Raw genomic sequence first — 21,825 nt, 5'->3', positions numbered from 1 at the left:
CTAGTTCGCCCTCAAATAAACGCCAATGGCGCTGTTTCTTTCGATTTCCTTCTGCCCCAACGAGCAGAATGTTTCAGGAGAGTCATACGTCACCCCCTGCTGCGCCAGATACGCCTCGCCCTTGGCGCGCATCCGGTCTTTTTCAGCATCGGATTCGATATACGCCCGGATTTCCTTGTCCGAGTACCCCAGTTTGTTCGCTTTCGACCGAAGATCCCACAACACGCCAATCGCCTTGAGCCGTCGCCCACTGACGGTGGGGCAAATCTCGGAAATCTCATTTGCGATGGCGATATAGTAAAGCTGATCGTCAATCTCTTTGACCTCGCGCAAAGGCGGTTTGGCATCCGCTGAGACCGGCAGGGTCAGCACGGCGGCCAAGGTCAGCATCTTCATTCCAGACATCACAAATCCTTTCGTCTTGGGAAACCCAAGACGACCGGTGTGCGCTGCGCTATGCAATAACACGTCGCGCAACCCTGCGTGATATGCGGAAAATCGCGTCATGGACGACGGCACCGCCCGATAAAGGTGATCTTGTCATCGCTGACGCGCAGTTTTTCCGTCTCTGTAAACGGCCCCACGGCCCAGTCGATACGGGACGAGCCAAAATTGGCAATGCAGAACTTGATAGCCTCATGCTGTGCTGCCGCGCGCGCGCCGTCCAGCGAGGTCGAGACGTCGTTTACCAGGACGGTAAAATCCGTAGGCGAGGCCTTTTTGTCCACCTGCTTGACCTTGGTTTTGAAGAAGTGACCGTCAAAGGCCACACGCTGTGAGGACGGTGTTATGACGCCGCAGGCCGACACCAGCATCAAAGCGATGATCGCAAAACCCAAGGGGTGGCGCGCGCGTTTTCTTACAGATGAAAAATCTACCTGCTGCATCAGAACGCCGCCACCAGTGCCATCAGGCCTATCACGAACATGCAGACCCACCCCAACACATAAAGAACCGAACGCAACCCACTGTTTGGCTTTCCGATTCCACGAATATGCACTACCAGCATCACAAGTCGCGCAACCAGTGCGATCGACGCCAGTAGGTTCACCCAGAACGGGCTGACCCCCATCAGAACCGCCGCCACGACCACTGCTGCAAAAGCAGGCAGGGTTTCCGTCCCGTTCAAATAGGCTCGGTTCAGTCGATAGGCCTTATCTGCATAGTCTTGCGACGGTGTAGCCCCCGGTGCCAGCCCCTTGGCCGTCTTTGCCAGTGCCGTGAACGGAGCCATGAAAAGCACCACCAGGGTGAAAACCATCACCGAGGCAATTGCGTGGCCGTATTCTGCGAAGACGTCCATGTTTACTCCGCCGCCATCGCGCCGCTGCGACCGGATTTTTGTGCCTTGATGCGATCCTCGATCTCTTCGCGGAAATTGCGGATCAGACCCTGGATCGGCCAAGCAGCCGCGTCGCCCAAGGCGCAGATTGTGTGACCTTCGACCTGTTTGGTCACATCGAACAGCATGTCGATCTCTTCCAGCTCAGCCTCACCGCGCACCAGACGATCCATCACGCGCATCATCCAGCCGGTGCCTTCGCGGCACGGCGTACACTGGCCACAGCTTTCGTGCTTGTAGAACTTCGACAGCCGCCAGATTGCCTTGATGATATCGGTGGATTTGTCCATCACGATCACCGCCGCCGTTCCCAGGCCCGAGCCCAGGTCGTTGCGCAGGTAGTCAAAATCCATGATCGCGTCGCGCATGTTTTCACCGCGCACGCAAGGAACAGACGAGCCACCCGGAATCACCGCCAGCAGATTATCCCAGCCGCCGCGAATACCGCCGCAATGGGTCTCAATCAGTTCCTCAAACGAGATCGACATCGCTTCTTCGACCACACAAGGGTTATTTACATGGCCCGAGATCGCAAATAGCTTGGTGCCCGCGTTGTTCTGACGGCCAAAGCCCGCAAACCAATCCGCCCCTCGGCGCAGGATCGTCGGCACAACGGCGATCGATTCCACATTGTTCACTGTCGTCGGGCAACCATATAGGCCAGCGCCCGCCGGGAACGGAGGCTTCATCCGGGGCATGCCCTTCTTGCCTTCAAGGCTTTCGATCAAGGCGGTTTCTTCACCACAGATATATGCCCCGGCCCCGTGATGCAGGAACAGGTCGAAATCCCAACCCGAACCGGCGGCGTTCTTGCCCAGCAGACCGGCATCGTAGGCTTCATCAATCGCCGCCTGCAGCGCCTCACGCTCGCGGATATATTCGCCGCGCAGGTAGATGTAGCAAGTATGCGCATTCATCGCGAAAGAAGCGATCAGGCAGCCCTCGATCAGCGTGTGCGGGTCATGGCGCATGATCTCTCGGTCTTTGCAGGTGCCGGGCTCGGATTCATCCGCATTCACAACCAGATATGCCGGACGACCGTCGCTTTCCTTGGGCATGAACGACCATTTCAAACCGGTCGGAAAGCCCGCACCGCCACGACCGCGCAGGCCCGAGTCCTTCATCGTCTGGATAATCCAGTCGCGGCCCTTTTCGATCAGGCCAGCCGTGCCGTCCCAATGCCCGCGCGCCTGCGCGCCCCGCAATGTGCGCTCATGCATCCCGTAGATGTTGGTAAAGATCCGGTCCTGATCCTTCAGCATCGCGTGTTACCTTCAGCTGTCCTGACGCATACGCCAGAGTTGAAAAATGTTGACGCCCGCATAGATGAATCCCGCTAGTGCGGCAAAATCAAACAGCAGCGCATATCGGCCCGGCAGCCCCAACTGCGGACCAACAAAAGACATGACAAGCCACAGCACCATCGTCGCAGCGATGACGATGCCGATGTGACGGCCCTTTCGGGCTATGGCCTGTTCCTTGTCTTTGTCCATCTCATCCCGATGCCCCGGATGGGCACCCGCTTAATCCTCGTAAGTGCCGTCTTCCTTGGCACGTTTGGCAAAATCGGTCTCTTCCCCCGCAGCCAGACTGGTTGCCTGCGCAACCCAGCCATCGCGTTCAATCCGGCCCTTGAACTTCAACCGAGCGTCCACCCAGGCAATGTTCGCGGCCGTCCACTTTGCGATCTGGTCATAGTGGTAGACGCCCAGATCGTTCAGCTTTTCTTCCAGCTTCGGCCCGACACCTTTCAGCATCTTCAGATCATCGGCCTTGCCACCGCGCGCTGCGGTTAGCGTTTCGGGCTGGTCCTCATCCGCCGCTTTGGCCTTCGCCTCTTCAGCCTGCTTCACAGCAGGTTTCGGCGTCGCGCCTTCCTTCGGAGGTTTCGGGGCCGATTTGCTTGCCGCCGTCTTGCCATCCTTGCCCAACCACGGGGTCAGGATCGGAACCTCGGTCCCGTCGATGCGCTTGACGGTGTCACCCAAATCGGTCGCCAGCTCAACACTGGCATTGTATTCAGGCTTGCCCGCCTCGTACTCCGCCAGACTGCTGAGTCCGCTGAGCGGTTCCGCTGCATAGCGCCCATTCTGCGGACCCGGAGTCGGAACCTTGCCCGCCACCAGATCATCGATGATCTTGCCAAAGCTCTCTGCGGTCAGGTCTTCGTAGTAATCCTTGCCGATCTGCGCCATCGGCGCGTTAGTGCAAGAGCCGAGGCATTCAACCTCTTCCCAGCTCAGCTTGCCATCGGCGGACAGCGCGTGCGGCTTGGCCGCGATCTTTTCCTTGCAGACCGTGATCAAGTCCTCGGCCCCGCAGATCATGCAGGACGTCGTGCCGCACACCTGAATATGCGCCACCGATCCAACCGGTTGCAGTTGGAACATGAAATAGAACGAGGCGACCTCAAGCACGCGGATATAGGCCATGCCCAGCATGTCGGCGACGGATTCAATCGCCGGACGGGACAGCCACCCCTCCTGCTCTTGCGCGCGCCACAGCAGCGGGATCACCGCGCTGGCCTGGCGACCCTCGGGGTATTTGGTGATCTGTGCTTCGGCCCATTGCTGGTTGGCAGCAGTGAAGGCGAAAGCATCGGGTTGTTCGGGGTGAAGACGGCGGAGCATTAGCGGTCAATCTCTCCAAATACGACATCCATGGTGCCGATGATGGCGGCGACGTCGGCCAGTTGGTGCCCTCCGGCGACGTGGTCCATGGCTTGCAGGTGCAGGAAGCCCGGCGCGCGCAGTTTGGCGCGGTAGGGTTTGTTGGTGCCGTCGGCCACCAGATAGACGCCGAACTCACCTTTAGGGGCTTCGACGGCGGCATAGACCTCGCCTGCAGGGACGTGGAAGCCCTCGGTATAAAGCTTGAAGTGATGGATCAGGCTCTCCATCGAGGTCTTCATGTCCGAGCGTTTCGGCGGGGTGATCTTTCCGCGTGCCAGAACGTCTCCGGGGCATTCGCGGATTGTGGCGATGGCCTGGCGGATGATCAGCAGTGACTGACGCATCTCTTCCATTCGCACCAGATAGCGGTCATAGCAGTCGCCATTCTTGCCGACAGGGATCTGGAACTCGAACTCGTCATAGCATTCATAGGGCTGCGCACGACGCAAATCCCATGCCAGACCCGAGCCGCGCACCATCACGCCCGAGAAACCGTATTTCTGAATGTCATCCTCGGTCACGACGCCAATATCGGCGTTGCGCTGTTTGAAGATGCGGTTTTCGGTCAGCAGCCCGTCAATGTCGTCCAGAACGGCGGGGAATTCGTGGCTCCACGCTTCGATATCATCCAGCAGTTCTGGCGGCAGGTCCTGATGCACACCACCGGGGCGGAAATAAGCGGCATGCAGGCGGGCACCACAGGCACGCTCATAGAACACCATCAGCTTTTCGCGTTCTTCAAATCCCCAGAGCGGCGGCGTCAGCGCGCCCACGTCCATAGCCTGCGTCGTCACGTTCAGCAGGTGGTTCAGGATGCGCCCGATCTCGGAATACAGAACCCGGATCAGCGAGCCACGGCGCGGCACCTCAACCCCGGTTAGTTTTTCAATGGCCAAACACCAGGCATGTTCCTGATTCATCGGCGCCACGTAGTCCAGACGGTCGAAATACGGCAGGTTCTGCAGATACGTCCGGCTTTCCATCAGCTTTTCGGTGCCACGGTGCAGCAGACCGATATGCGGGTCGCAGCGTTCGACAATCTCGCCGTCCAGCTCAAGCACAAGGCGCAAAACTCCGTGCGCCGCTGGGTGTTGCGGACCGAAGTTAATGTTGAAGTTGCGGATCTTCTGTTCTCCGCTCAGCGCGTCCGTGCTGCCGTCATCGTATCTTGAGCCGTCCATCAACGCCCTCGTTTCTTCTTTGCCTCGGCCCGAACCCGGACCTTTTCGGCCTCAGCCGCCTTGGCTGCGGCCCCTGCAAGCAAGACGCCCAAAGCGCCCAAAATGATCAGTTCGCCCATCATGTCAGCGTCGCTCCATCTCTTGCAGCTTCATGGCCATCATCCACAACAGGACAATCACAGCCGGAGAGATGACGCAGGCAAACGCCCAGTTCTTGTTGATCCCGAAATGCGGCAGCAGCTTGATCATCGGTACGATCGTTACGACCACCAGAACTATCCAGATCAGGAACTCAAACATGATGGCTACTCCTGTTTTTCATCCCCTGGCAGAATGTAATTCGCACCTTCCCAAGGGGACATGAAATCGAACTGCCGGTATTCCTGCACCAGACTGACCGGTTCGTATACGACGCGCTTTTCAGCCTCGTCATAGCGAACCTCGGTATAGCCCGTCGTCGGGAAATCCTTGCGCAGCGGATAGCCGCGGAAGCCATAGTCAGTCAGGATCCGCCGCAGGTCGGGGTGACCCGAGAACAGGATGCCGAACATGTCGAACACCTCACGTTCGAACCAGTTGGCCGAGGGGTGAACATCCACGATCGAAGGCACCATATCCTCTTCGCGCACCGAAACCCGCAGGCGAATGCGCTGGTTCTGGTACATCGACAAGAAGTGATAAACCACATCGAACCGCTTGGCCCGTTCGGGGTAATCGACGCCGGTGATATCAACCAGAGACGAGAACTTGCAGTTCTGGTCCGTCCGCAGGAATTCCACGAATTCCACAAGGTTCGATGGGGCCACATCCACGTTCAGTTCGCCATGGGTCACATCCCAGGACAGAACACAATCGGCCCGCTTCAGCTCAAGCTGCGCGCCGAGTTCTTTGAGCGCTTCACTCATCGCGTCCCTCCTGAAGAACTTCGTCATAAAACGTTGCTTCGGCATCGTATGACTTGAAAAACTTCGCCATAAAATCAGGCATGACCGTCTTTTCGGCGTTTTGGCCAGCGTAGGCCACAATAGCCGCCATATCGCGCCATTTTGTCAGCACGACGATGTGGCAAGGGTCCTGCTCGCGTCTGACCAAGAAGGAAACTGACAGGAACCCGTTCAGGGTGCGCATTCCGGGCAAAGCACGAGTACGAAATGTCTCAACCCAGCCCGGAACATCCTCCCGAGCGACAACGGCTTCCCAGCGCCTGACGACAGCAGCACTCATCGGACAATCGTCCCCGTGCGGCGAATTTTGCGTTGCAGCTGCATCAGGCCGTACAGCAGCGCCTCGGCGGTCGGGGGGCAACCGGGCACGTAGATATCCACGGGCACGATCCGGTCACAGCCGCGCACGACAGAATAGGAATAGTGGTAGTACCCGCCCCCATTGGCGCAGGACCCCATCGAGATGACATAACGCGGCTCGGGCATCTGGTCATAGACCTTGCGCAGCGCAGGGGCCATCTTGTTGGTCAGCGTCCCGGCCACGATCATCACGTCGGACTGACGCGGGGAGGCACGCGGTGCGATGCCAAACCGTTCCGCATCATAGCGTGGCATCGAGGTGTGCATCATCTCAACCGCGCAGCAGGCCAGACCGAATGTCATCCAGTGCAAAGACCCGGTACGCGCCCAGTTGATGATGTCCTCGGTTGAGGTCAGCAGGAAACCCTTGTCCTGTAACTCGGCATTCAGGGCCTGGGTGGCGACTTCTTTATCGACGCCGGCGGTGTTTGCGCCCGTCATCACTCCCATTCCAAGGCCCCTTTCTTCCATTCATAGGCAAAGCCTATGGTCAGAACGCCCAAAAACACCATCATGGACCAGAATCCCACATCGCTGATGTCTTTGAAGCCAACGGCCCAGGGGAACAGGAAGGCGATTTCTAGATCGAAGATGATGAATAGGATCGAGACTAGGTAGAACCGGACATCGAACTTCATCCGCGCATCGTCAAAGGCGTTGAAGCCACATTCATATGCGCTGACCTTTTCAGGGTCGGGATTACGGACAGCCAAAACCACAGCGGCCAGAATCAGGACGATCCCAAGGCCTACGGCAACGGCCAGAAACACCAGAATCGGGAGGTACTCCCGCAGCAGGTCTTCCACGAATAGCTCCTTTCCTGCGCATACCCCCAAAGGGTGCGCCGTCAATTGGCGTGTTGACTGGTCATTCTCTATCCCTGCGGGGTCAGAGGGTCAACCGAACACAAACGCGCAGGGCGGGAAATATCCACTTGCCAATACGGGTTGGTTCACCGCGGCGATTCCCGACCCCGCTGGCTTGGGACTATCGGCTAAACCTTATCAATCCATGCAGCTTTTCGTTTCTCGAAAAAGGCGGCGATTCCCTCCTGCGCTTCATCGGTTTCCCACCGATCCACCAAGGCGCGGATGGTCTGGTCGATCACGGTGTCGTCAATCCGCGGCCCCAGATCACGCACCAGCGCTTTGGCCGAGGCGACCGCGCCGGGCGCACAGGACAGATAGGGTGTGACTTCGGCCTCAACCGCATCGGCCAGATCATTTACCGGGACAATCTTGGCCAACAGACCAAGCTGAACGGCTTCGGCGGCATCGAAGAGGCGCGCCGACATGAAGACGCGCCGTGCGCGCGCCGCACCCATACGGGAGATTACATAAGGGCCAATGGTGGCCGGGATCAGACCCAACCGGGTTTCGGTCAGCCCCATCTTCAGCGTATCAACTCCAATGGCGACATCGCAGACCGAGGCCAGCCCCACCCCGCCTCCGAATGCGTTTCCCTGCACCAAGCCGATCAACGGTTTGGGCATCGTGTTCAAGGCCTGCAACATCTCGGCCAGTTTGCGTGCTTCAACGAAACGGGTTGCGGGGTCAGCCGCCATCTGCGCCTGCATCCAGCCCAGATCACCTCCGGCGCAGAAGCTTTTGCCCGCGCCGGTCAGAACAACCGCCCGAACTGCGTCGTCGGCCCCCAACTGCGCAGCCGCCTGCGTGAGTTCGGATATCATTTGCGCCGACATGGCATTGTGTTTTTCCGGGCGGTTCAGCGTCAGGGTGGCAACACCACGCGCATCCGACGCAACCGAGATCGTTTCGAACATCCCTTACTCCGCCCGCATGGCGCGCGCCATCTGCGCGGCTTCTTCTACTGTGGCCATGTCTATGCCCGTCTCATACCCCAATCGTTCCAGATGAGCGACAACCGCTTCGGTCGCGACATTGCCAGCCGCGCCAGGCGCATATGGGCATCCGCCCAAGCCGCCAACAGCCGCATCGAAAGTCCGCATACCCAACGCAAGTGCAGCGTCGATATTATCGATGGCGCGCCCATTGGTGTCATGGAAATGCCCCGCCAGCCGCGTGACCGGCACTCTCTCACGCACCGCCAGCAGCATATGAGCAATGGTATCCGGCGTCCCCTGCCCGATGGTATCGCCCAACGAGATCTCATAACAGCCCAACGCAAACAGCTTGTCCGCCACTTCGGCCACTTTCTCGGGCGCGGTCGGACCGTCATAGGGGCAGTCGGTCACGCAAGACACATAGCCCCGCACTGGCAGGTCGATATGGCGTGCGGCTTCAAGGATCGGGGTAAAGCGTTCGATAGATTCTGCAATCGTCGCGTTGATATTGGCCTTCGAGAACCCCTCGGACGCCGAGGCAAACACTGCAATCTCATCCGCTTTAGCGGCCAACGCGTCCTCATATCCACGCATATTCGGTGTCAGCGCAGCATAGCGGATTCCATCGGCCCGGCTGATCCCGGCCAGCACCTCGGCACTACCTGCCATCTGCGGCACCCATTTGGGCGAGACAAAGCTGGCCACCTCGATCCGGTTGAACCCGGCGCGGCTGAGGCAATCCACCAGAGCGATCTTTTCCGCTACCGGGATTTCCCGCTGTTCATTCTGCAGCCCGTCGCGCGGCCCCACTTCGAATATCTCGACCCGATCGCCCATCTTACTCCTCCGCTAAGCTGTTGATCCAACTGTGCCACGGCTAAGGCGGCAGGAACAGGTCATTCCTCCTCCAGCCGGACCAGTGCGGCCCCGGCCTCGACCTGAGCGCCCGCCTCGACCAGCACTTCGGCCACGACGCCATCGCGGGCTGCCAGCAACGAATGCTCCATCTTCATAGCCTCAAGGATGGCCAACCGGTCGCCCTCGGCCACAGCCTGCCCAGACTGCGCAAAGACCGCCTTGACCAGACCGGGCATCGGAGCCTCGATCACATTTGTATTGCCAATGGCGCTGGTATCGCGGTCCAGCGGGTCGATCATCTCGAACACCTGGCCATAACCCTCGAAAACCGTGATCTTGGAAACAGCGACCGAAACGCGCGGCATAGCTGCACCGCCGATAGTCCAGTCGCCCGCGCTACGTTCGGCCAGAATCGTCTCGTTGCCGATGTGCCAGACCTGCCGGTTCGGACCTTCGACCTGCACATCCAGATCAATCACGTCATCCGCCACAAGCTGAACAGCACGATGCAGAGGCGCCCACAGCGAGAACCCAGTCTCCTCGCATGTGTCCACCAAACCCGCAGCGGTCATGGCCGCCGCAACTGCAGCACGCGTTGAGGTTGCCGAGGTCTGAACCAACCCATCCAGATCACGCCCGATCAGCCCGGTATCCACATCACCCGACGCGAACCCCTGATGGCGCGTCAGCGCGCCAAGAAAGGCAAGGTTGGTTACAGTGCCCGCGACCTCAGTCTGACGCAACGCACGGTGTAACCGTTCCAGCGCAATGTCGCGCGTAGGGCCGTGGACGATGACTTTTGCGATCATTGGGTCATACCAAGGACTGATCGTATCCCCTGCCCGCACACCGCTGTCCGCCCGGCAGAGCGCCGGGAAGTGCAGATGCGTCAACGTCCCCGTGGCAGGCAGGAAGCCTTTGGGCACGTCCTCGGCATACAGCCGCGCCTCGAATGCGTGACCCGAGATAGAAAGGTCACTCTGCTGTTTCGGCAGCGTCTCGCCCGCGGCCACCCGCAACTGCCATTCCACCAGATCAACCCCGGTAATCGCCTCGGTCACGGGATGCTCCACTTGCAGGCGGGTATTCATCTCCATGAACCAGAACCGATCCTGCCGCAGCCCGTCCGAGGCATCAACGATGAATTCAACCGTACCCGCGCCCTTATAGCCAATCGCCTCGGCGGCGCGTACACCGGCCTGCCCCATCGCTTCGCGCATTTCAGCCGTCATACCGGGTGCCGGAGCCTCTTCGATCACCTTCTGGTGCCGCCGCTGCAACGAGCAATCGCGTTCGAACAGATGAACCGCCTGGGTGCCGTCGCCGAAAACCTGCACCTCGATATGGCGCGGTTTGGAGACAAATTTCTCGACCAGAACGGCGTCGTTGCCAAAGGCCGTGCGCGCCTCGCCTCGCGCACTGTGCAGCGCGTCTGCGAAATCTTCGGCACGTTCAACCAGCCGCATACCCTTTCCGCCGCCACCTGCAACAGCTTTGATGAGAACAGGGTAGCCGATTGTGTCCGCGGCACCGGCCAAATGCTCCGGGTCCTGATTGTCGCCATGATAGCCCGGCACCACAGGCACGCCCGCCTGTTCCATCAAGACTTTGGCAGCATCCTTGAGGCCCATCTTGCGGATCGCATCCGCCGAAGGCCCGATGAAGGTAAGGCCTGCCGCCTCGACCGCATCGACGAAATCGGGGTTCTCGGACAGAAACCCGTATCCCGGATGGATCGCCTGCGCTCCGGTGTCGAGCGCCGCCTGAATGATCGTGTCGCCCTTCAGATAACTCTCCGCCGGGGCCGCACCACCGATATGTACTGCCTCGTCCGCCATCTGCACATGCTTGGCCGAGGCGTCCACATCAGAATAGACCGCAACGCAGGCCACACCCATCTTCTGGGCGGTCTCGATCACCCGACAAGCAATCTCACCCCGGTTGGCAATCAGGATTTTGGTGAACATGACTTACCCCTCAACCGTCAGATCTTCGACCAAACGGAACCGCTCGCAGAGCAGCTCCATCTCGGGCTCGAACCCGCCATTTCGTTTAAAGTACCGGCGGTGATCTTCGCGCCACCCCTCAAGCGTCTCATTCTCGCCTTCGGCCAACGCAAACTCCTCGGTCACATCGCAATAGCGGCAGATCGAAACTTCGACCGTTTCGATCACCAGCGCCGGTCGGTCGTCCCATTCCAAAGCGATGTCCCTGCGCCCTACAACCGGCGTGTCCGCACTGCCCTCGGGGTAATCCCGCAACGCGCCGCAGGTCGCGGTTTTCTTTCCTGCGCGCACCAACGCCAACAACTCGGCGCTTAGCGTTGCATTGTCTCCGAACTTGAAGGTCTGCGCGCCGGGGTAGCGTGATTTCAGTTTTTCCAGATCGACCATTTTACATCCTGAACACGCCAAAGCGTGTCTCCTCGATCGGAGCATTCAACGCCGCACTCAGCGACAAGGCCAACACATCGCGCGATTTGCGCGGGTCGATGATGCCGTCATCCCAGAGCCGCGCCGAGGCATAGAGCGGGTGCGATTGCTCTTCGAACATGTCTAAGGTCGGGCGTTTGAATTCAGCCTCTTCCTCGGCCGACCAGGTACCGCCCTGCCGCTCGATCCCGTCGCGTTTCACGGTGGCCAGAACGCCTGCGGCCTGCTCGCCGCCCATCACCGAAATCCGGGAATTCGGCCAGATCCACAGAAAACGCGGCTGATACGCCCGCCCTGCCATGCCGTAGTTCCCCGCGCCGAACGAGCCTCCCACCAACATTGTGACCTTCGGCACCGAGGTCGTCGCCACCGCCGTCACCATCTTGGCCCCGTGCCGCGCGATGCCCTCGTTTTCGTATTTGCGACCAACCATGAACCCGGTGATGTTCTGCAGGAACACCAGCGGGATGCGACGCTGAGAACACAGCTCGACAAAATGCGCGCCCTTTTGCGCCGCCTCGGAAAACAGCACGCCGTTATTGGCGATGATCCCAACCGGGCAGCCTTTAACATGAGCAAAGCCGGTTACCAGCGTCTCTCCGAAGCGCGGCTTGAACTCATCGAACCGAGAGCCATCGACCAGCCGCGCAATCACCTCGCGGATGTCATAGGGCGTGCGCAGATCGGCGGGGACAACACCAAGGATTTCCTCGGGGTCATAGGCCGGGTCCTCGGGGCTGGCCCAATCCACCGTCTGCGGTTTGCGCAGGTTCAGCGAGCCTACGGCGCGGCGCGCCAAAGCCAGTGCATGCGCATCATCCTCGGCCAGATAGTCCGCCACGCCGGACAGACGCGTATGTACGTCACCACCGCCCAGATCCTCGGCGCTGACCACCTCGCCCGTTGCGGCCTTGACCAGAGGCGGACCGGCCAGAAAGATCGTGCCCTGTTCCTTGACGATGATCGTCACATCCGACATCGCGGGCACATAAGCCCCGCCTGCCGTGCACGACCCCATCACCACCGCGATCTGAGTAATCCCCTTGGCGCTCATCCGCGCCTGATTGTAGAAGATGCGGCCAAAGTGGTCGCGGTCCGGGAAAACCTCATCCTGATTGGGCAGGTTCGCACCGCCACTATCGACCAGATAGATGCAGGGCAGATGGTTTTCCTCGGCAATCTCCTGTGCCCGCAGGTGTTTCTTGACGCTCATTGGATAGTAGGTGCCGCCCTTCACGGTGGCGTCGTTGCACACCACCATGACCTCGCGCCCCTGCACCCGGCCAATACCCGCGATCACCCCGGCACAGGGCGCGGCATCGCCATACATCCCATGCGCAGCCGTCGCGCCGATTTCCAGAAACGGAGACCCCGCGTCCAGCAGGTTCGCCACCCGGCGTCTGGGGAGCATCTTGCCACGGGCTTCATGCCGCGCGCGGGATTTCTCACCGCCGCCCATTCGGGCGGCCTCTGCAGCGGTTGAGATTTGCGCCAGCGCGTCGAGATGAGCGGTTCGGTTGGCCTTGAAGGCTTCGGACATGGGCATCGCTTTGGATGTGAGTTTCATCTCTGTGCACTCCACTATTGATTGGTTTCGCTCGCCGAGCGTTGAAGAACTCGTAGTGCGTGCCATCCGGCCAAGGCATTCGTGTATTCACACAAAGCTCCTTTAGAAACTCCATCGATCTGGACCGTTTCACAACTTGGCATCATGCTGCTGAGAGAAGCCAGCATTCCGTCATTCACCATTTCTTCTGCAGTAGGAGGCTCAGCGTGGTCGAGACGTATGTCATCGGGGATGAGCGACCATTTCAACGCCACTTCGTTTTGCATCCAACGTGTCACCTCTAACAAACATGTTTCAGGAGGTGCGTCGAAGGCAGCTAACTCACACATTTTGCGGCCCTGAGATATGCATTGAGCATCCATCGGAATGGCCAGAGGAACATCGGGAACAAGTTCCGTGCAAGCTGTCAAAAAGGCGCCGGCCTCAAATTTCGAAGGTCCGACTGTATCTGCCCACGACTGCATTCCGAATACGGTCGTCAAAGCATTAACCCAAAGTGACACCTTAATGCTAAACTTCATTTGGCACACTCATTCGCCGCCCGCGCCTTTAATTCCTTACGAATAACCTTCCCCGTCACCGTCATCGGCAGTTCATCCAGAAACGCCACCTCGCGCGGATAGGAGTATTGCGCCAGACGATCCTTGACCCAATCCTGCAACTCTGCGCCAGACGCTTCGCCCCCCGGCTTCAAAACCACGTAGGCCTTGACGATCTCGGTCCGCAGCTTGTCGGGCTTGCCGACCACGCCCACGGTCGCCACTGCCGGGTGGGTCAGCAGGCAATCCTCGATTTCGGCGGGGCCGATCCGGTATCCGGCCGACGTAATCACGTCATCATCGCGCCCCACGAAGCGCAGATAGTCACCCACCCACACGCCACGGTCGCCGGTGATCAGCCAGTCGCCACGATACTTCTCAGCTGTTGCCTCAGGCCGGTTCCAGTATTCCAAGAGCATCGAGGCCGAGCCGCGCCGGATGGCCACGTCGCCCTCGTCGCTGGTCGGATTGCCAGCCTCGTCGATCACCGCAACCTCATGCCCCGGAACAGGTTTGCCGATACAGCCGGGACGCACCGGGAAATCCTCGGCGCAGGAGGACACGACCATGTTGCATTCGGTCTGCCCATAGAATTCGTTGATCGTCAAACCGAACGCCTGCTGCCCCCAAGACAACATCTCGGCCCCCAGCGGCTCGCCGCCCGAGGCGACCGAACGCAGACCGGGAATGGCCTGATCCGCCGCTTTCAACATCCGCAGCGCGGTGGGCGGAAAGAAAACGTTGCGCACCCCGCCGCGCGCGACCACATCGGCGCAGGCCTCGGGCGTGAACTTCTCAAGCCGCGCAGCGACCACCGGAATGCCCAGCGCCAGACCCGGCATCAGCACGTCAAACAGCCCACCGATCCACGCCCAGTCGGCGGGGGTCCACAGGCAATCGCCGTCGCGCAGATGGTTATGGCTGATCGACACGCCGGGCAGATGGCCGGTCAGCACCCGATGCCCGTGCAGCGCGCCCTTGGGGCTGCCAGTGGTGCCCGAAGTATAGATCAGCACCGCCGGATCCTCGGGGCCGGTATCGGCAAAGGGTAGCGTCTGATCCGACGGCGCGATTTGGTCGACACGCAGCGGATCCGCCAACCCACTCAGCAGCGTCTGCCCCTCGGCATCCGTCAGCACAACCTGCACCCCGGCGTCGCCCGCGCGTGACGCCAGCGCATCGCGTTGGAACAGCTTGAATAAAGGCACCGAGATCGCGCCCAGTTTCCAGATCGCCAGATGCGCCGCCGCACACCAAGGCGACTGACTAAGCAATACACCGACCCGATCACCGGGCCTGATCCGTTGTTGCAACACCTGCCCAATGCCATCCGTCATCCGCGCAAGATCCCGGAACGTTATGTCCTTTCGCGCATCGCGTGTCAGATCAACGACTGCAACCTGATCATGCGGCTGCGCCAGACATTGCGCCGCCATATTGAGTCGGTCTGGCACATCCCAGCCACCCACACCCAGCATACCTGGTATGTTTCTAGCGGGACACATGGCTTGAACCTCCTGATTCAAAGAGATTTTTCCTTTTCGCGCGCACCCCAACTGTCACAGAAACTTGACACAGATCAGAGTTGGCAGGGGTCGGTTGATGCAAAACCGAAGCATCAAAACATTCAGAGGCCATGAAATGACCAAAAAACTCGCCGCTTTGACACTTTCCACTGCGCTTGTGGCGCTTGCTTCTCCTGTTCTTGCTCAGAACCAGGGTGACTGGACCGTTGGTATCGGTGCGGGGTATCTGGAGCCCAAATCCGATAACGGTACGCTGGCCGGGCTGGACGCCGAAGTCGATTCCGACGTCAGCGCAATCTTCACCGTTGAATACTTTGTCCGCGACAATCTGGGCATCGAGCTGCTGGCTGCAACCCCGTTCAGCCATGAAGTCACGCTGGGGGGCAGCGTCGACGCAGGCAGCCTCAAGCATCTGCCGCCCACCCTGTCGTTGAACTACCACTTCGACACAGGCACCGCCTGGAAACCCTATGTCGGTGCCGGCATCAACTACACGATCTTCTTTGATGAAAGCTCTGCCTTGGGCGATCTTGAGCTGGACAACTCGGTCGGCCTCGCGTTGCAAGCCGGTCTGGACTACGCCATCACCGAACAAGGTGCCGTACGTCTGAACGTGCGCTGGTTCGACATCGACTCGGACGTGTCGCTTGATGGTGCCGATATCGGCGAAGCCGAGATCGACCCCTGGCTGATTGGCGTTTCCTACGTCCATCGTTTCTGATCCAACACTTCTGCGCCCCGCATCCTGTTGCGGGGCGTTTTTCGTCACGACATCTCACTCATCAACTCACGGCCAATCAGCATCCTGCGGATTTCGCTGGTGCCTGCACCGATCTCCATCAGCTTCGCATCGCGGAAAATCCGGCTGACGGCAGAATCCGACAGGAACCCTGCCCCGCCCATCGCCTGCACCGCCTGATGCGCCTGCGTCATCGCCGCCTCGGACGCATAGAGGCAACATGCCGCCGCGTCCTGCCGTGTCACATCCCCCCGATCACAGGCTTTGGCGACCTCATAGACATAGGCCCGCGCCGAGTTCATCGCTGTATACATATCGGCGATCTTGCCCTGCATCAGCTGGAACGACCCGATAGGTTTGCCGAATTGCTTGCGCTCGGCCAGATAGGGCATGATCTCATCAAGACAAGCAGCCATGATACCGGTGCCGATCCCGGCCAGCACCACGCGTTCATAATCCAGACCGGACATCAAAACCGCGACGCCCTTGCCCTCCTCGCCCAACACGTTTTCGAACGGAACCTCGACATCTTCAAAGATCAGCTCGGCCGTGTTTGACCCACGCATCCCTAGCTTGTCGAAATGCGGGGATGTCGAAAACCCGGTCATCTCTTTCTCGATCAAAAAAGCGGTGATTCCGCGCGATCCCGCCTCCGGGTCGGTTTTGGCATAGACGACCAGAGTATCCGCGTCCGGCCCATTGGTGATCCAGTATTTGCTGCCATTCAGCCGGTAATGGTCGTTGCGTTTTTCGGCGCGCAGCTTCATTGACACCACATCCGATCCGGCTCCGGCCTCGGACATGGCCAGCGCGCCAACATGTTCACCCGAGACAAGTCGCGGCAGGTATTTTGCTTTCTGGTCGTCCGTCCCATTCAGCTTGATCTGGTTGACGCATAGATTTGAATGCGCCCCATATGACAACGAAACCGAGGCCGAAGCCCGCGCCACCTCTTCAACTGCGACGGTATGGGCCAGATAGGACATCCCCGCTCCGCCATATTCCTCGGGTACGGTAATACCCAACATCCCCAGATCACCCATCTCGCGCCATAAGTCATTGGGAAAGGCGTTGGATTTGTCGACCTCGGCAGCCATCGGTTTGACCCGCTCCTGCGCCCAGCGATGAACCATCTCCCGCAGGGCATTCACATCTTCACCAAGATCGAACTGCATTGTGGCCGTGAACATCCCCGACTTCCTCCAACTGGATTAATGAACACTTGTTCAAATAATTTGACACGGACAAGCGCGGACGTCAAGAACCTGGCGCAATCACTCAAAAAAACCTCGGATTCAGAGTATCTTCACGATTTCAACACATTGTCGTTCCGACGCTGAGCCAATAGGGTCTCGCCGACATGCGTTGAGTCGAAAATCATTTAGAAAGCAGATCCCATGGCCCCGACGAATGTGATTATTAACGGAGATTTCAGCAGCGGCCGCTCGAACTGGTCGGGCACCGACGTGGAAATCAACCCCGAGTTTGCCTTCCTTGGAAATGGTTCAAGGAACCTGGTTTCAGAATTGGATGGCCGCTCGGGTTTCACCACCGTTTTGGAACAGACGTTTACACTGGACGATGCGCATTCGGGTATTTTGGAATTCGATACAGCATTGCGCACAGCCTCGTTGGGTAACGCGGGCACCGATGGGTTCACGGTCGAAATCGTGGACAGCGACGGCGTCGTGATTTCAACCATGACCGTTCTGCCAACTGAGGCCAGCTTCACAACAATCACCATAGACGTCGATTTCCCCGAGGCGGGTGACTACACGCTGCGATTCACCGAAATCGGCGTAGATGACAGCCTTGGCGCGATTGTCGACAACATCTCGCTTCTGATCTGTTTCTGTCAGGGAACGCTGATCGACACAGAACATGGTGAAATCCCCGTCGAACAGTTGAAGGCCGGCGATCTGGTGATGACGCAATCGGGGGCCAAAGCTTTGAAATGGGTCGGGAGGCGACATGTTTCCAAGGCCGAGATGACGGCTGAACCCAAGCTGCTTCCGATCCGCATTGCCAAAGGTGCGCTTGGACAAGGGATGCCGCATACGGATTTGTTGGTGTCACGACAGCACCGGATGCAGGCCTCGTCGCCCGTGGCAAAACGTATGTTTGGCGCGCGCGAGGTTCTGATCTCAGCCATTCGGCTGACCGCCCTGCCAGAGGTAGAAGTCGAGGCGCAGGCGTGTGCGACGACTTATTTCCATCTGCTTTTCGATGACCATGAAATTGTATTTGCGAACGGTGCCCCCAGTGAAAGCATGTTGCTGTCGCCGATGTCTCTGTCAGCCCTATCTGCCGAGGCGTTGGAGGAGCTCCACCTGCTGTTCCCGGGCCTGACAGCCGTCACCCCGTTAACCTCGCAGCAGACCATCCCGCAGATCAAAAAGCAAAAACGGTTTGTCGAGCGTCTGGGCAAAAACAACAAACACCCGCTGGACCAGCGCGCGCATTAGCGTTGGTCAGGACTGATAGACCGCGCCAACCTCGGCCCGGATGATCCGCGCAATAAGGCGGCAATCTTCCAGCGAGAATGTCAGCGGCACCCGCATATCCATGATCCCCGCCAGCACCCGGTCACTGGCAGGCAAAGGCGTGCTGTCCGCATAGCGCCAACTGTCGTATCGCGAGGTAAAACCAGTGGGCTCGGCCCCACCGAACCACTTCAACTCGACCCCACGCGCAGCACAGCGGTGGATCACCTCGGCGATACGCTCGGGCGACCAATCCAGCAACAGGAATTGAATGGATGAGCCCACATAGGTCTCACCTTCGGGCCGTTCGACAATAGTTAGGCCAGGCGTGTCGCGCAGACCATCTTCGATCTCAGCATAGCGTTCGTTCCAGCGCGAAACCTGCTGATCCAGATCCCGCAGTTGAGGTCGCAGGATCGCCGCCCGCAGGTTATCCATCCTGCCCGAGACATTGGGGGTGGTATATTTAATCCGCTCAAACACCTCTGGCCCCGGTGCGGCCAGATGACGTTCGTACAGCATATACGAGCCCGACAACATCGTCGCCTTCGCTGCAAGTTCCTCATCATCGGTGACCAGCAAGCCGCCCTCACCCGAGTTCACATGCTTGTAGGTCTGGCAGGAATAACACCCAATGGCCCCCTGCCGCCCCGACAATTGCCCGCGCCACGCTGCCCCCATCGTATGGGCGCAATCCTCGATCACGGTCACGCCTGCGGCGTCGCACATCTGCATCAGCCGGTCCATGTCGCACAGATGCCCGCGCATATGGCTGAGCATCAGAACGCGCGCCTGATCCAGCTTGGCTTCAAGATCGTCCAGATCAATCACCAACCCTTCGGTCACGCCAACGAACACCGGACGCGCCCCGACCGAGGCGATCGACCCCGGCACAGGGGCCAGCGTAAAGGCATTGGTCAGCACCGGATCGCCCGGCTGCACCCCGACGGCGCGCAGGGCCGTGGCCAGCGCATACCCGCCCGAGGACACGGCCAGACAGTATTTCGCCCCCATCTGCGCCGCGAATTCTTGCTCCAGCAGCGCGGTTTCGCCCAGTTCTCCGGGCACCACGTTATACCGGTGCAGCCGCCCGTGGCGCAGCACGGCCAGAGCGGCCTCGACCGCCTCTTCGGGGATGGGTTCCTGCTGGGTGAAGCTGCCAGTGAATATCTCGGTCATAGCTCTGTTCTGGTCCTCGCGCCCGCTTGGGTCAAGAGACTAAGCCGCCGCACCGATCAACCCCTCGACCACGCGGGGCAGATCATCGAAATGATGCAGCAGCGCCTCGGGCTCCAAAGCGGCCATATCGTCGCCCGACGGGCCGAATGTGACCAGAACCGAGGGCACGCCCGCCGCCTTTGCCGTATTCCGGTCGGTATCAGAATCGCCGATCAGAACACACAGGTCTGGATGGCCACCTGCCCGCCGCGCTGCCTCACGCAACGGTTCGGGGTCGGGTTTACGCACCGGCAGAGTATCGGCCCCGACCAATGAGGCGAACTGATCCCGCACCCCCATCTGTGACAGCAACTGATGCGCCAGCGCCTCGGGCTTGTTGGTGCAGATGCCCACGCCGTAACCGGCCACTTTCAGCGCCTCGACCGCGTCCAACGCGCCGGGATAGAAAGTGGTGTGGGTGTCGATGGCCCGCGCATAGGCCTCCAACAACATCGGGTAATAGTCCGAAATGGTCTCTTCTTCGAAAGCGCCAACACGCTTCAACCCGTGGCTCAGCATCATCCGACCACCCCGAAGTGCCACGCCCGCGTCCTGACCGTGGATCAGCACATCACCATGGCCCATATGACGGAAACAATGGTTCGCGGCCTCTAGTAGATCGCCGGATGTATCCGCCAAAGTTCCGTCCAGATCGAAGATTACGGTACGCATAGAGCCTCCTGCCTCGGCGGGTTTTCGCCACGTCGTGTTGCAAACGGCAATTTAGTTTGATGCCCGAACCGCTTGCGCCTTTGCCCCCAGCGGATAAAACGGTCGCCAACAAAACACAAAGAGAAAACGAATTCATGAGCACCGCCCTTGTCATCCTTGCCGCCGGAAAAGGCACCCGGATGAATTCGGATATCCCCAAAGTTCTGCATCCCATCGCGCAAACCCCGATGCTGGTCCACGCCATGCGTGCCGGGGCCGTGCTGTCGCCCGAACGCACCGTGATCGTCACCGGCCATAGGTCCGAGGCCGTTGCAAAGGTCGCCACAGCCGAGGATGAGACCGCGCAGATCGCCGTGCAGGACGAGCAGTTGGGCACCGCCCATGCTGTCGCCCAAGCCCGCGCCGCGCTGGAAGGGTTCGAGGGCGACGTGGTCGTTTTGTACGGTGACACTCCGTTTCTACAACCCGAAACGCTGGAACGGATGATCGAGGCGCGCACCCAGAATGATCTGGTTATTTTGGGGTTCGAGGCCGCCGATCCCGCCCGCTATGGCCGTCTGGTCATGCAGGGCGATACGCTGGAGCGGATTGTTGAATACAAGGATGCCTCGGATGAGGAACGCGCGTTAAGCTTCTGCAATTCTGGACTTTTAGCTTGTGATGCGCAAACCTTGTTCTCGTTGATCGATGCGGTGGGCAATGACAACGCGTCCGAGGAATACTACCTGACCGACGTGGTCGAGATCGCCCGCAGCCGTGATCTGAAAGTCACCGCCGTTGCCTGTGACGAGGCGCAGACGCTAGGCGTGAATTCACGTGCGGATCTGGCGACCGCCGATGCGGTCTTTCAAGCTCGTGCCCGCGCTGAGCTTCTAGATCTGGGCGTCACGCTGATGGCTCCTGACACCGTCTATCTGGCCGCCGATACGATCATTGGGCGGGACACGACGATCGAGCCCAACGTGGTCTTCGGCCCCGGCGTAACCGTCGAAAGTGGCGCAACGATCCGGGCGTTTTCGCATCTGGAAGGCTGCCATGTCAGCCGCGGAGCTATCGTCGGCCCCTATGCCCGCCTGCGCCCCGGCACTGAACTGGCCGAGAACACGCGCATCGGGAATTTCGTCGAAATCAAGAATGCCGAGGTCGCCGAAGGGGCCAAGGTCAACCACCTCAGCTATATCGGAGACGCCTCGGTTGGCGCCGCAACAAATATCGGAGCAGGCACGATCACCTGTAACTATGATGGCGTGATGAAGCACAGGACGACGATTGGTGAGAATGTCTTCATCGGATCGAATACCATGTTGGTGGCCCCCGTGACCGTGGGCGACGGCGCCATGACGGCGACGGGCACAGTGGTCACGCGCGACGTCGAGCCCGACGCTCTGGCCGTGGCACGGGCCAAGCAGGACAACAAACCCGGCTATGCGCGCAAACTTTTTGAAATGCTCAAGGCGAAAAAGGCTCGCCGCGATAAAGGAGCCTGAC

The 21,825-nt window shown here is 59.6% G+C and carries 26 protein-coding genes; 3 read left to right on the top strand and 23 right to left on the bottom strand.

Annotation, left to right across the window (positions count from 1 at the left end; all coding sequences use genetic code 11):
- From GOV80_RS09285 to GOV80_RS09195, 20 genes are all read right to left on the bottom strand, one after another.
- The gene (locus GOV80_RS09285; RefSeq protein WP_170769274.1) at window positions 1-405 is read right to left on the bottom strand and encodes a DUF5333 domain-containing protein; all 405 of its coding nucleotides are present in this window, start codon (window positions 403-405) and stop codon (window positions 1-3) included.
- A gap of 98 nt (window positions 406-503) precedes the next feature.
- Entirely contained in the window at window positions 504-887 is a 384-nt protein-coding gene (locus tag GOV80_RS09280; protein WP_170784216.1) for a hypothetical protein, read from the bottom strand.
- Complete coding sequence (locus GOV80_RS09275; RefSeq protein ID WP_170769272.1) at window positions 887-1,303, bottom strand: MAPEG family protein; 417 nt, start codon at window positions 1,301-1,303, stop codon at window positions 887-889. Before GOV80_RS09275 ends, GOV80_RS09280 begins: the two co-directional genes overlap by 1 nt.
- 2 nt (window positions 1,304-1,305) lie before the next feature.
- A complete protein-coding gene (gene nuoF / locus GOV80_RS09270; RefSeq protein WP_170784214.1) occupies window positions 1,306-2,604 on the bottom strand; it encodes an NADH-quinone oxidoreductase subunit NuoF in 1,299 nt (432 codons plus the stop codon).
- A gap of 12 nt (window positions 2,605-2,616) precedes the next feature.
- A complete protein-coding gene (locus GOV80_RS09265) occupies window positions 2,617-2,835 on the bottom strand; it encodes a DUF5337 domain-containing protein (RefSeq protein WP_170784212.1) in 219 nt (72 codons plus the stop codon).
- Window positions 2,836-2,865: 30 nt separating this feature from the next.
- The gene (gene nuoE, locus GOV80_RS09260) at window positions 2,866-3,972 is read right to left on the bottom strand and encodes an NADH-quinone oxidoreductase subunit NuoE (RefSeq protein ID WP_170784210.1); all 1,107 of its coding nucleotides are present in this window, start codon (window positions 3,970-3,972) and stop codon (window positions 2,866-2,868) included.
- Window positions 3,972-5,195 (bottom strand): NADH-quinone oxidoreductase subunit D, encoded by a 1,224-nt coding sequence (locus GOV80_RS09255; RefSeq protein WP_170784208.1) that lies wholly within the window; start codon window positions 5,193-5,195, stop codon window positions 3,972-3,974. The genes nuoE and GOV80_RS09255 overlap by 1 nt, the downstream gene beginning before the upstream one ends.
- Window positions 5,195-5,317 carry a hypothetical protein gene (locus GOV80_RS22540; RefSeq protein ID WP_257599041.1) on the bottom strand — a complete coding sequence of 41 codons (123 nt, stop codon included), beginning with the start codon at window positions 5,315-5,317 and terminating at the stop codon, window positions 5,195-5,197. Before GOV80_RS22540 ends, GOV80_RS09255 begins: the two co-directional genes overlap by 1 nt.
- A gap of 1 nt (window position 5,318) precedes the next feature.
- Window positions 5,319-5,495 (bottom strand): hypothetical protein, encoded by a 177-nt coding sequence (locus tag GOV80_RS09250; protein WP_170784206.1) that lies wholly within the window; start codon window positions 5,493-5,495, stop codon window positions 5,319-5,321.
- Window positions 5,496-5,500: 5 nt separating this feature from the next.
- Window positions 5,501-6,100, bottom strand: a complete 600-nt coding sequence (locus GOV80_RS09245; protein WP_170769267.1) for an NADH-quinone oxidoreductase subunit C — start codon at window positions 6,098-6,100, stop codon at window positions 5,501-5,503.
- Window positions 6,093-6,419 (bottom strand): antibiotic biosynthesis monooxygenase, encoded by a 327-nt coding sequence (locus GOV80_RS09240; protein WP_170769266.1) that lies wholly within the window; start codon window positions 6,417-6,419, stop codon window positions 6,093-6,095. Before GOV80_RS09240 ends, GOV80_RS09245 begins: the two co-directional genes overlap by 8 nt.
- On the bottom strand, window positions 6,416-6,949 hold the full coding sequence (locus GOV80_RS09235) for a NuoB/complex I 20 kDa subunit family protein (RefSeq protein ID WP_037307875.1): 534 nt from the start codon (window positions 6,947-6,949) through the stop codon (window positions 6,416-6,418). Before GOV80_RS09235 ends, GOV80_RS09240 begins: the two co-directional genes overlap by 4 nt.
- The gene (locus GOV80_RS09230; protein WP_050602775.1) at window positions 6,940-7,305 is read right to left on the bottom strand and encodes an NADH-quinone oxidoreductase subunit A; all 366 of its coding nucleotides are present in this window, start codon (window positions 7,303-7,305) and stop codon (window positions 6,940-6,942) included. The genes GOV80_RS09235 and GOV80_RS09230 overlap by 10 nt, the downstream gene beginning before the upstream one ends.
- A gap of 188 nt (window positions 7,306-7,493) precedes the next feature.
- Window positions 7,494-8,282 carry a crotonase/enoyl-CoA hydratase family protein gene (locus GOV80_RS09225; protein WP_170784204.1) on the bottom strand — a complete coding sequence of 263 codons (789 nt, stop codon included), beginning with the start codon at window positions 8,280-8,282 and terminating at the stop codon, window positions 7,494-7,496.
- Window positions 8,283-8,285: 3 nt separating this feature from the next.
- The gene (locus tag GOV80_RS09220; RefSeq protein ID WP_170784202.1) at window positions 8,286-9,140 is read right to left on the bottom strand and encodes a hydroxymethylglutaryl-CoA lyase; all 855 of its coding nucleotides are present in this window, start codon (window positions 9,138-9,140) and stop codon (window positions 8,286-8,288) included.
- 59 nt (window positions 9,141-9,199) lie between these two features.
- A complete protein-coding gene (locus GOV80_RS09215; protein ID WP_170784200.1) occupies window positions 9,200-11,128 on the bottom strand; it encodes an acetyl/propionyl/methylcrotonyl-CoA carboxylase subunit alpha in 1,929 nt (642 codons plus the stop codon).
- 3 nt (window positions 11,129-11,131) lie between these two features.
- Window positions 11,132-11,554, bottom strand: coding sequence for an ASCH domain-containing protein (locus GOV80_RS09210; protein WP_170784198.1), 423 nt, complete (start codon window positions 11,552-11,554; stop codon window positions 11,132-11,134).
- Window position 11,555: 1 nt separating this feature from the next.
- Window positions 11,556-13,160 carry a carboxyl transferase domain-containing protein gene (locus tag GOV80_RS09205; protein WP_170784196.1) on the bottom strand — a complete coding sequence of 535 codons (1,605 nt, stop codon included), beginning with the start codon at window positions 13,158-13,160 and terminating at the stop codon, window positions 11,556-11,558.
- 14 nt (window positions 13,161-13,174) lie between these two features.
- On the bottom strand, window positions 13,175-13,681 hold the full coding sequence (locus GOV80_RS09200; RefSeq protein ID WP_170769260.1) for a hypothetical protein: 507 nt from the start codon (window positions 13,679-13,681) through the stop codon (window positions 13,175-13,177).
- Window positions 13,678-15,204, bottom strand: coding sequence for an AMP-binding protein (locus tag GOV80_RS09195; RefSeq protein WP_170769259.1), 1,527 nt, complete (start codon window positions 15,202-15,204; stop codon window positions 13,678-13,680). Before GOV80_RS09195 ends, GOV80_RS09200 begins: the two co-directional genes overlap by 4 nt.
- A 136-nt stretch (window positions 15,205-15,340) precedes the next feature.
- Between GOV80_RS09195 and GOV80_RS09190 the strand changes: the two genes are divergently transcribed.
- Entirely contained in the window at window positions 15,341-15,946 is a 606-nt protein-coding gene (locus GOV80_RS09190) for an OmpW/AlkL family protein (RefSeq protein WP_170769258.1), read from the top strand.
- Between the two features lie 44 nt (window positions 15,947-15,990).
- Here the strand turns inward: GOV80_RS09190 and GOV80_RS09185 are convergent, their stop codons facing one another.
- Entirely contained in the window at window positions 15,991-17,154 is a 1,164-nt protein-coding gene (locus GOV80_RS09185; RefSeq protein ID WP_170784194.1) for an isovaleryl-CoA dehydrogenase, read from the bottom strand.
- Between the two features lie 207 nt (window positions 17,155-17,361).
- Between GOV80_RS09185 and GOV80_RS09180 the strand changes: the two genes are divergently transcribed.
- Window positions 17,362-18,429: a Hint domain-containing protein gene (locus GOV80_RS09180; protein ID WP_170784192.1), complete on the top strand. Its 1,068-nt coding sequence runs from the start codon at window positions 17,362-17,364 to the stop codon at window positions 18,427-18,429.
- Window positions 18,430-18,435: 6 nt separating this feature from the next.
- Here the strand turns inward: GOV80_RS09180 and GOV80_RS09175 are convergent, their stop codons facing one another.
- Both GOV80_RS09175 and GOV80_RS09170 read right to left on the bottom strand, forming a co-directional pair.
- Entirely contained in the window at window positions 18,436-19,626 is a 1,191-nt protein-coding gene (locus GOV80_RS09175; RefSeq protein ID WP_170784190.1) for a DegT/DnrJ/EryC1/StrS family aminotransferase, read from the bottom strand.
- Between the two features lie 39 nt (window positions 19,627-19,665).
- On the bottom strand, window positions 19,666-20,337 hold the full coding sequence (locus GOV80_RS09170; protein ID WP_170784188.1) for an HAD-IA family hydrolase: 672 nt from the start codon (window positions 20,335-20,337) through the stop codon (window positions 19,666-19,668).
- 134 nt (window positions 20,338-20,471) lie between these two features.
- Here GOV80_RS09170 and glmU point away from each other — a divergent pair, with 134 nt between their 5' ends.
- Complete coding sequence (gene glmU / locus GOV80_RS09165) at window positions 20,472-21,824, top strand: bifunctional UDP-N-acetylglucosamine diphosphorylase/glucosamine-1-phosphate N-acetyltransferase GlmU (RefSeq protein ID WP_170784186.1); 1,353 nt, start codon at window positions 20,472-20,474, stop codon at window positions 21,822-21,824.
- The last annotated feature ends 1 nt before the right edge of the window (window position 21,825 follow it).

It is taken from the genome of Ruegeria lacuscaerulensis (assembly GCF_013034685.1).
Taxonomy (GTDB): Bacteria; Pseudomonadota; Alphaproteobacteria; order Rhodobacterales; family Rhodobacteraceae; genus Ruegeria; species Ruegeria lacuscaerulensis_B.
The sequence above is the reverse complement of the archived record's forward strand: the minus strand, read 5'-3'. Positions and strand labels throughout refer to the sequence as shown.

Excerpts from the sequence above, each read along its gene's own strand:
- GOV80_RS09275 (WP_170769272.1), bottom strand. The coding sequence starts at position 1,303 with ATGGACGTCTTCGCAGAATACGGCCACGCAATTGCCTCGGTGATGGTT.
- GOV80_RS09200 (WP_170769260.1), bottom strand. The coding sequence starts at position 13,681 with ATGAAGTTTAGCATTAAGGTGTCACTTTGGGTTAATGCTTTGACGACC.
- GOV80_RS09255 (WP_170784208.1), bottom strand. The coding sequence starts at position 5,195 with ATGGACGGCTCAAGATACGATGACGGCAGCACGGACGCGCTGAGCGGA.
- GOV80_RS09235 (WP_037307875.1), bottom strand. The coding sequence starts at position 6,949 with ATGGGAGTGATGACGGGCGCAAACACCGCCGGCGTCGATAAAGAAGTC.
- GOV80_RS09280 (WP_170784216.1), bottom strand. The coding sequence starts at position 887 with ATGCAGCAGGTAGATTTTTCATCTGTAAGAAAACGCGCGCGCCACCCC.
- GOV80_RS09250 (WP_170784206.1), bottom strand. The coding sequence starts at position 5,495 with ATGTTTGAGTTCCTGATCTGGATAGTTCTGGTGGTCGTAACGATCGTA.
- GOV80_RS09170 (WP_170784188.1), bottom strand. The coding sequence starts at position 20,337 with ATGCGTACCGTAATCTTCGATCTGGACGGAACTTTGGCGGATACATCC.
- nuoF (WP_170784214.1), bottom strand. The coding sequence starts at position 2,604 with ATGCTGAAGGATCAGGACCGGATCTTTACCAACATCTACGGGATGCAT.
- GOV80_RS09180 (WP_170784192.1), top strand. The coding sequence starts at position 17,362 with ATGGCCCCGACGAATGTGATTATTAACGGAGATTTCAGCAGCGGCCGC.
- GOV80_RS09185 (WP_170784194.1), bottom strand. The coding sequence starts at position 17,154 with ATGTTCACGGCCACAATGCAGTTCGATCTTGGTGAAGATGTGAATGCC.
- GOV80_RS09215 (WP_170784200.1), bottom strand. The coding sequence starts at position 11,128 with ATGTTCACCAAAATCCTGATTGCCAACCGGGGTGAGATTGCTTGTCGG.
- GOV80_RS09205 (WP_170784196.1), bottom strand. The coding sequence starts at position 13,160 with ATGAAACTCACATCCAAAGCGATGCCCATGTCCGAAGCCTTCAAGGCC.
- GOV80_RS09175 (WP_170784190.1), bottom strand. The coding sequence starts at position 19,626 with ATGACCGAGATATTCACTGGCAGCTTCACCCAGCAGGAACCCATCCCC.
- GOV80_RS09265 (WP_170784212.1), bottom strand. The coding sequence starts at position 2,835 with ATGGACAAAGACAAGGAACAGGCCATAGCCCGAAAGGGCCGTCACATC.
- GOV80_RS22540 (WP_257599041.1), bottom strand. The coding sequence starts at position 5,317 with ATGATGGGCGAACTGATCATTTTGGGCGCTTTGGGCGTCTTGCTTGCA.
- GOV80_RS09245 (WP_170769267.1), bottom strand. The coding sequence starts at position 6,100 with ATGAGTGAAGCGCTCAAAGAACTCGGCGCGCAGCTTGAGCTGAAGCGG.
- GOV80_RS09190 (WP_170769258.1), top strand. The coding sequence starts at position 15,341 with ATGACCAAAAAACTCGCCGCTTTGACACTTTCCACTGCGCTTGTGGCG.
- glmU (WP_170784186.1), top strand. The coding sequence starts at position 20,472 with ATGAGCACCGCCCTTGTCATCCTTGCCGCCGGAAAAGGCACCCGGATG.
- GOV80_RS09195 (WP_170769259.1), bottom strand. The coding sequence starts at position 15,204 with ATGTGTCCCGCTAGAAACATACCAGGTATGCTGGGTGTGGGTGGCTGG.
- GOV80_RS09210 (WP_170784198.1), bottom strand. The coding sequence starts at position 11,554 with ATGGTCGATCTGGAAAAACTGAAATCACGCTACCCCGGCGCGCAGACC.
- GOV80_RS09220 (WP_170784202.1), bottom strand. The coding sequence starts at position 9,140 with ATGGGCGATCGGGTCGAGATATTCGAAGTGGGGCCGCGCGACGGGCTG.
- GOV80_RS09240 (WP_170769266.1), bottom strand. The coding sequence starts at position 6,419 with ATGAGTGCTGCTGTCGTCAGGCGCTGGGAAGCCGTTGTCGCTCGGGAG.
- nuoE (WP_170784210.1), bottom strand. The coding sequence starts at position 3,972 with ATGCTCCGCCGTCTTCACCCCGAACAACCCGATGCTTTCGCCTTCACT.
- GOV80_RS09225 (WP_170784204.1), bottom strand. The coding sequence starts at position 8,282 with ATGTTCGAAACGATCTCGGTTGCGTCGGATGCGCGTGGTGTTGCCACC.
- GOV80_RS09285 (WP_170769274.1), bottom strand. The coding sequence starts at position 405 with ATGTCTGGAATGAAGATGCTGACCTTGGCCGCCGTGCTGACCCTGCCG.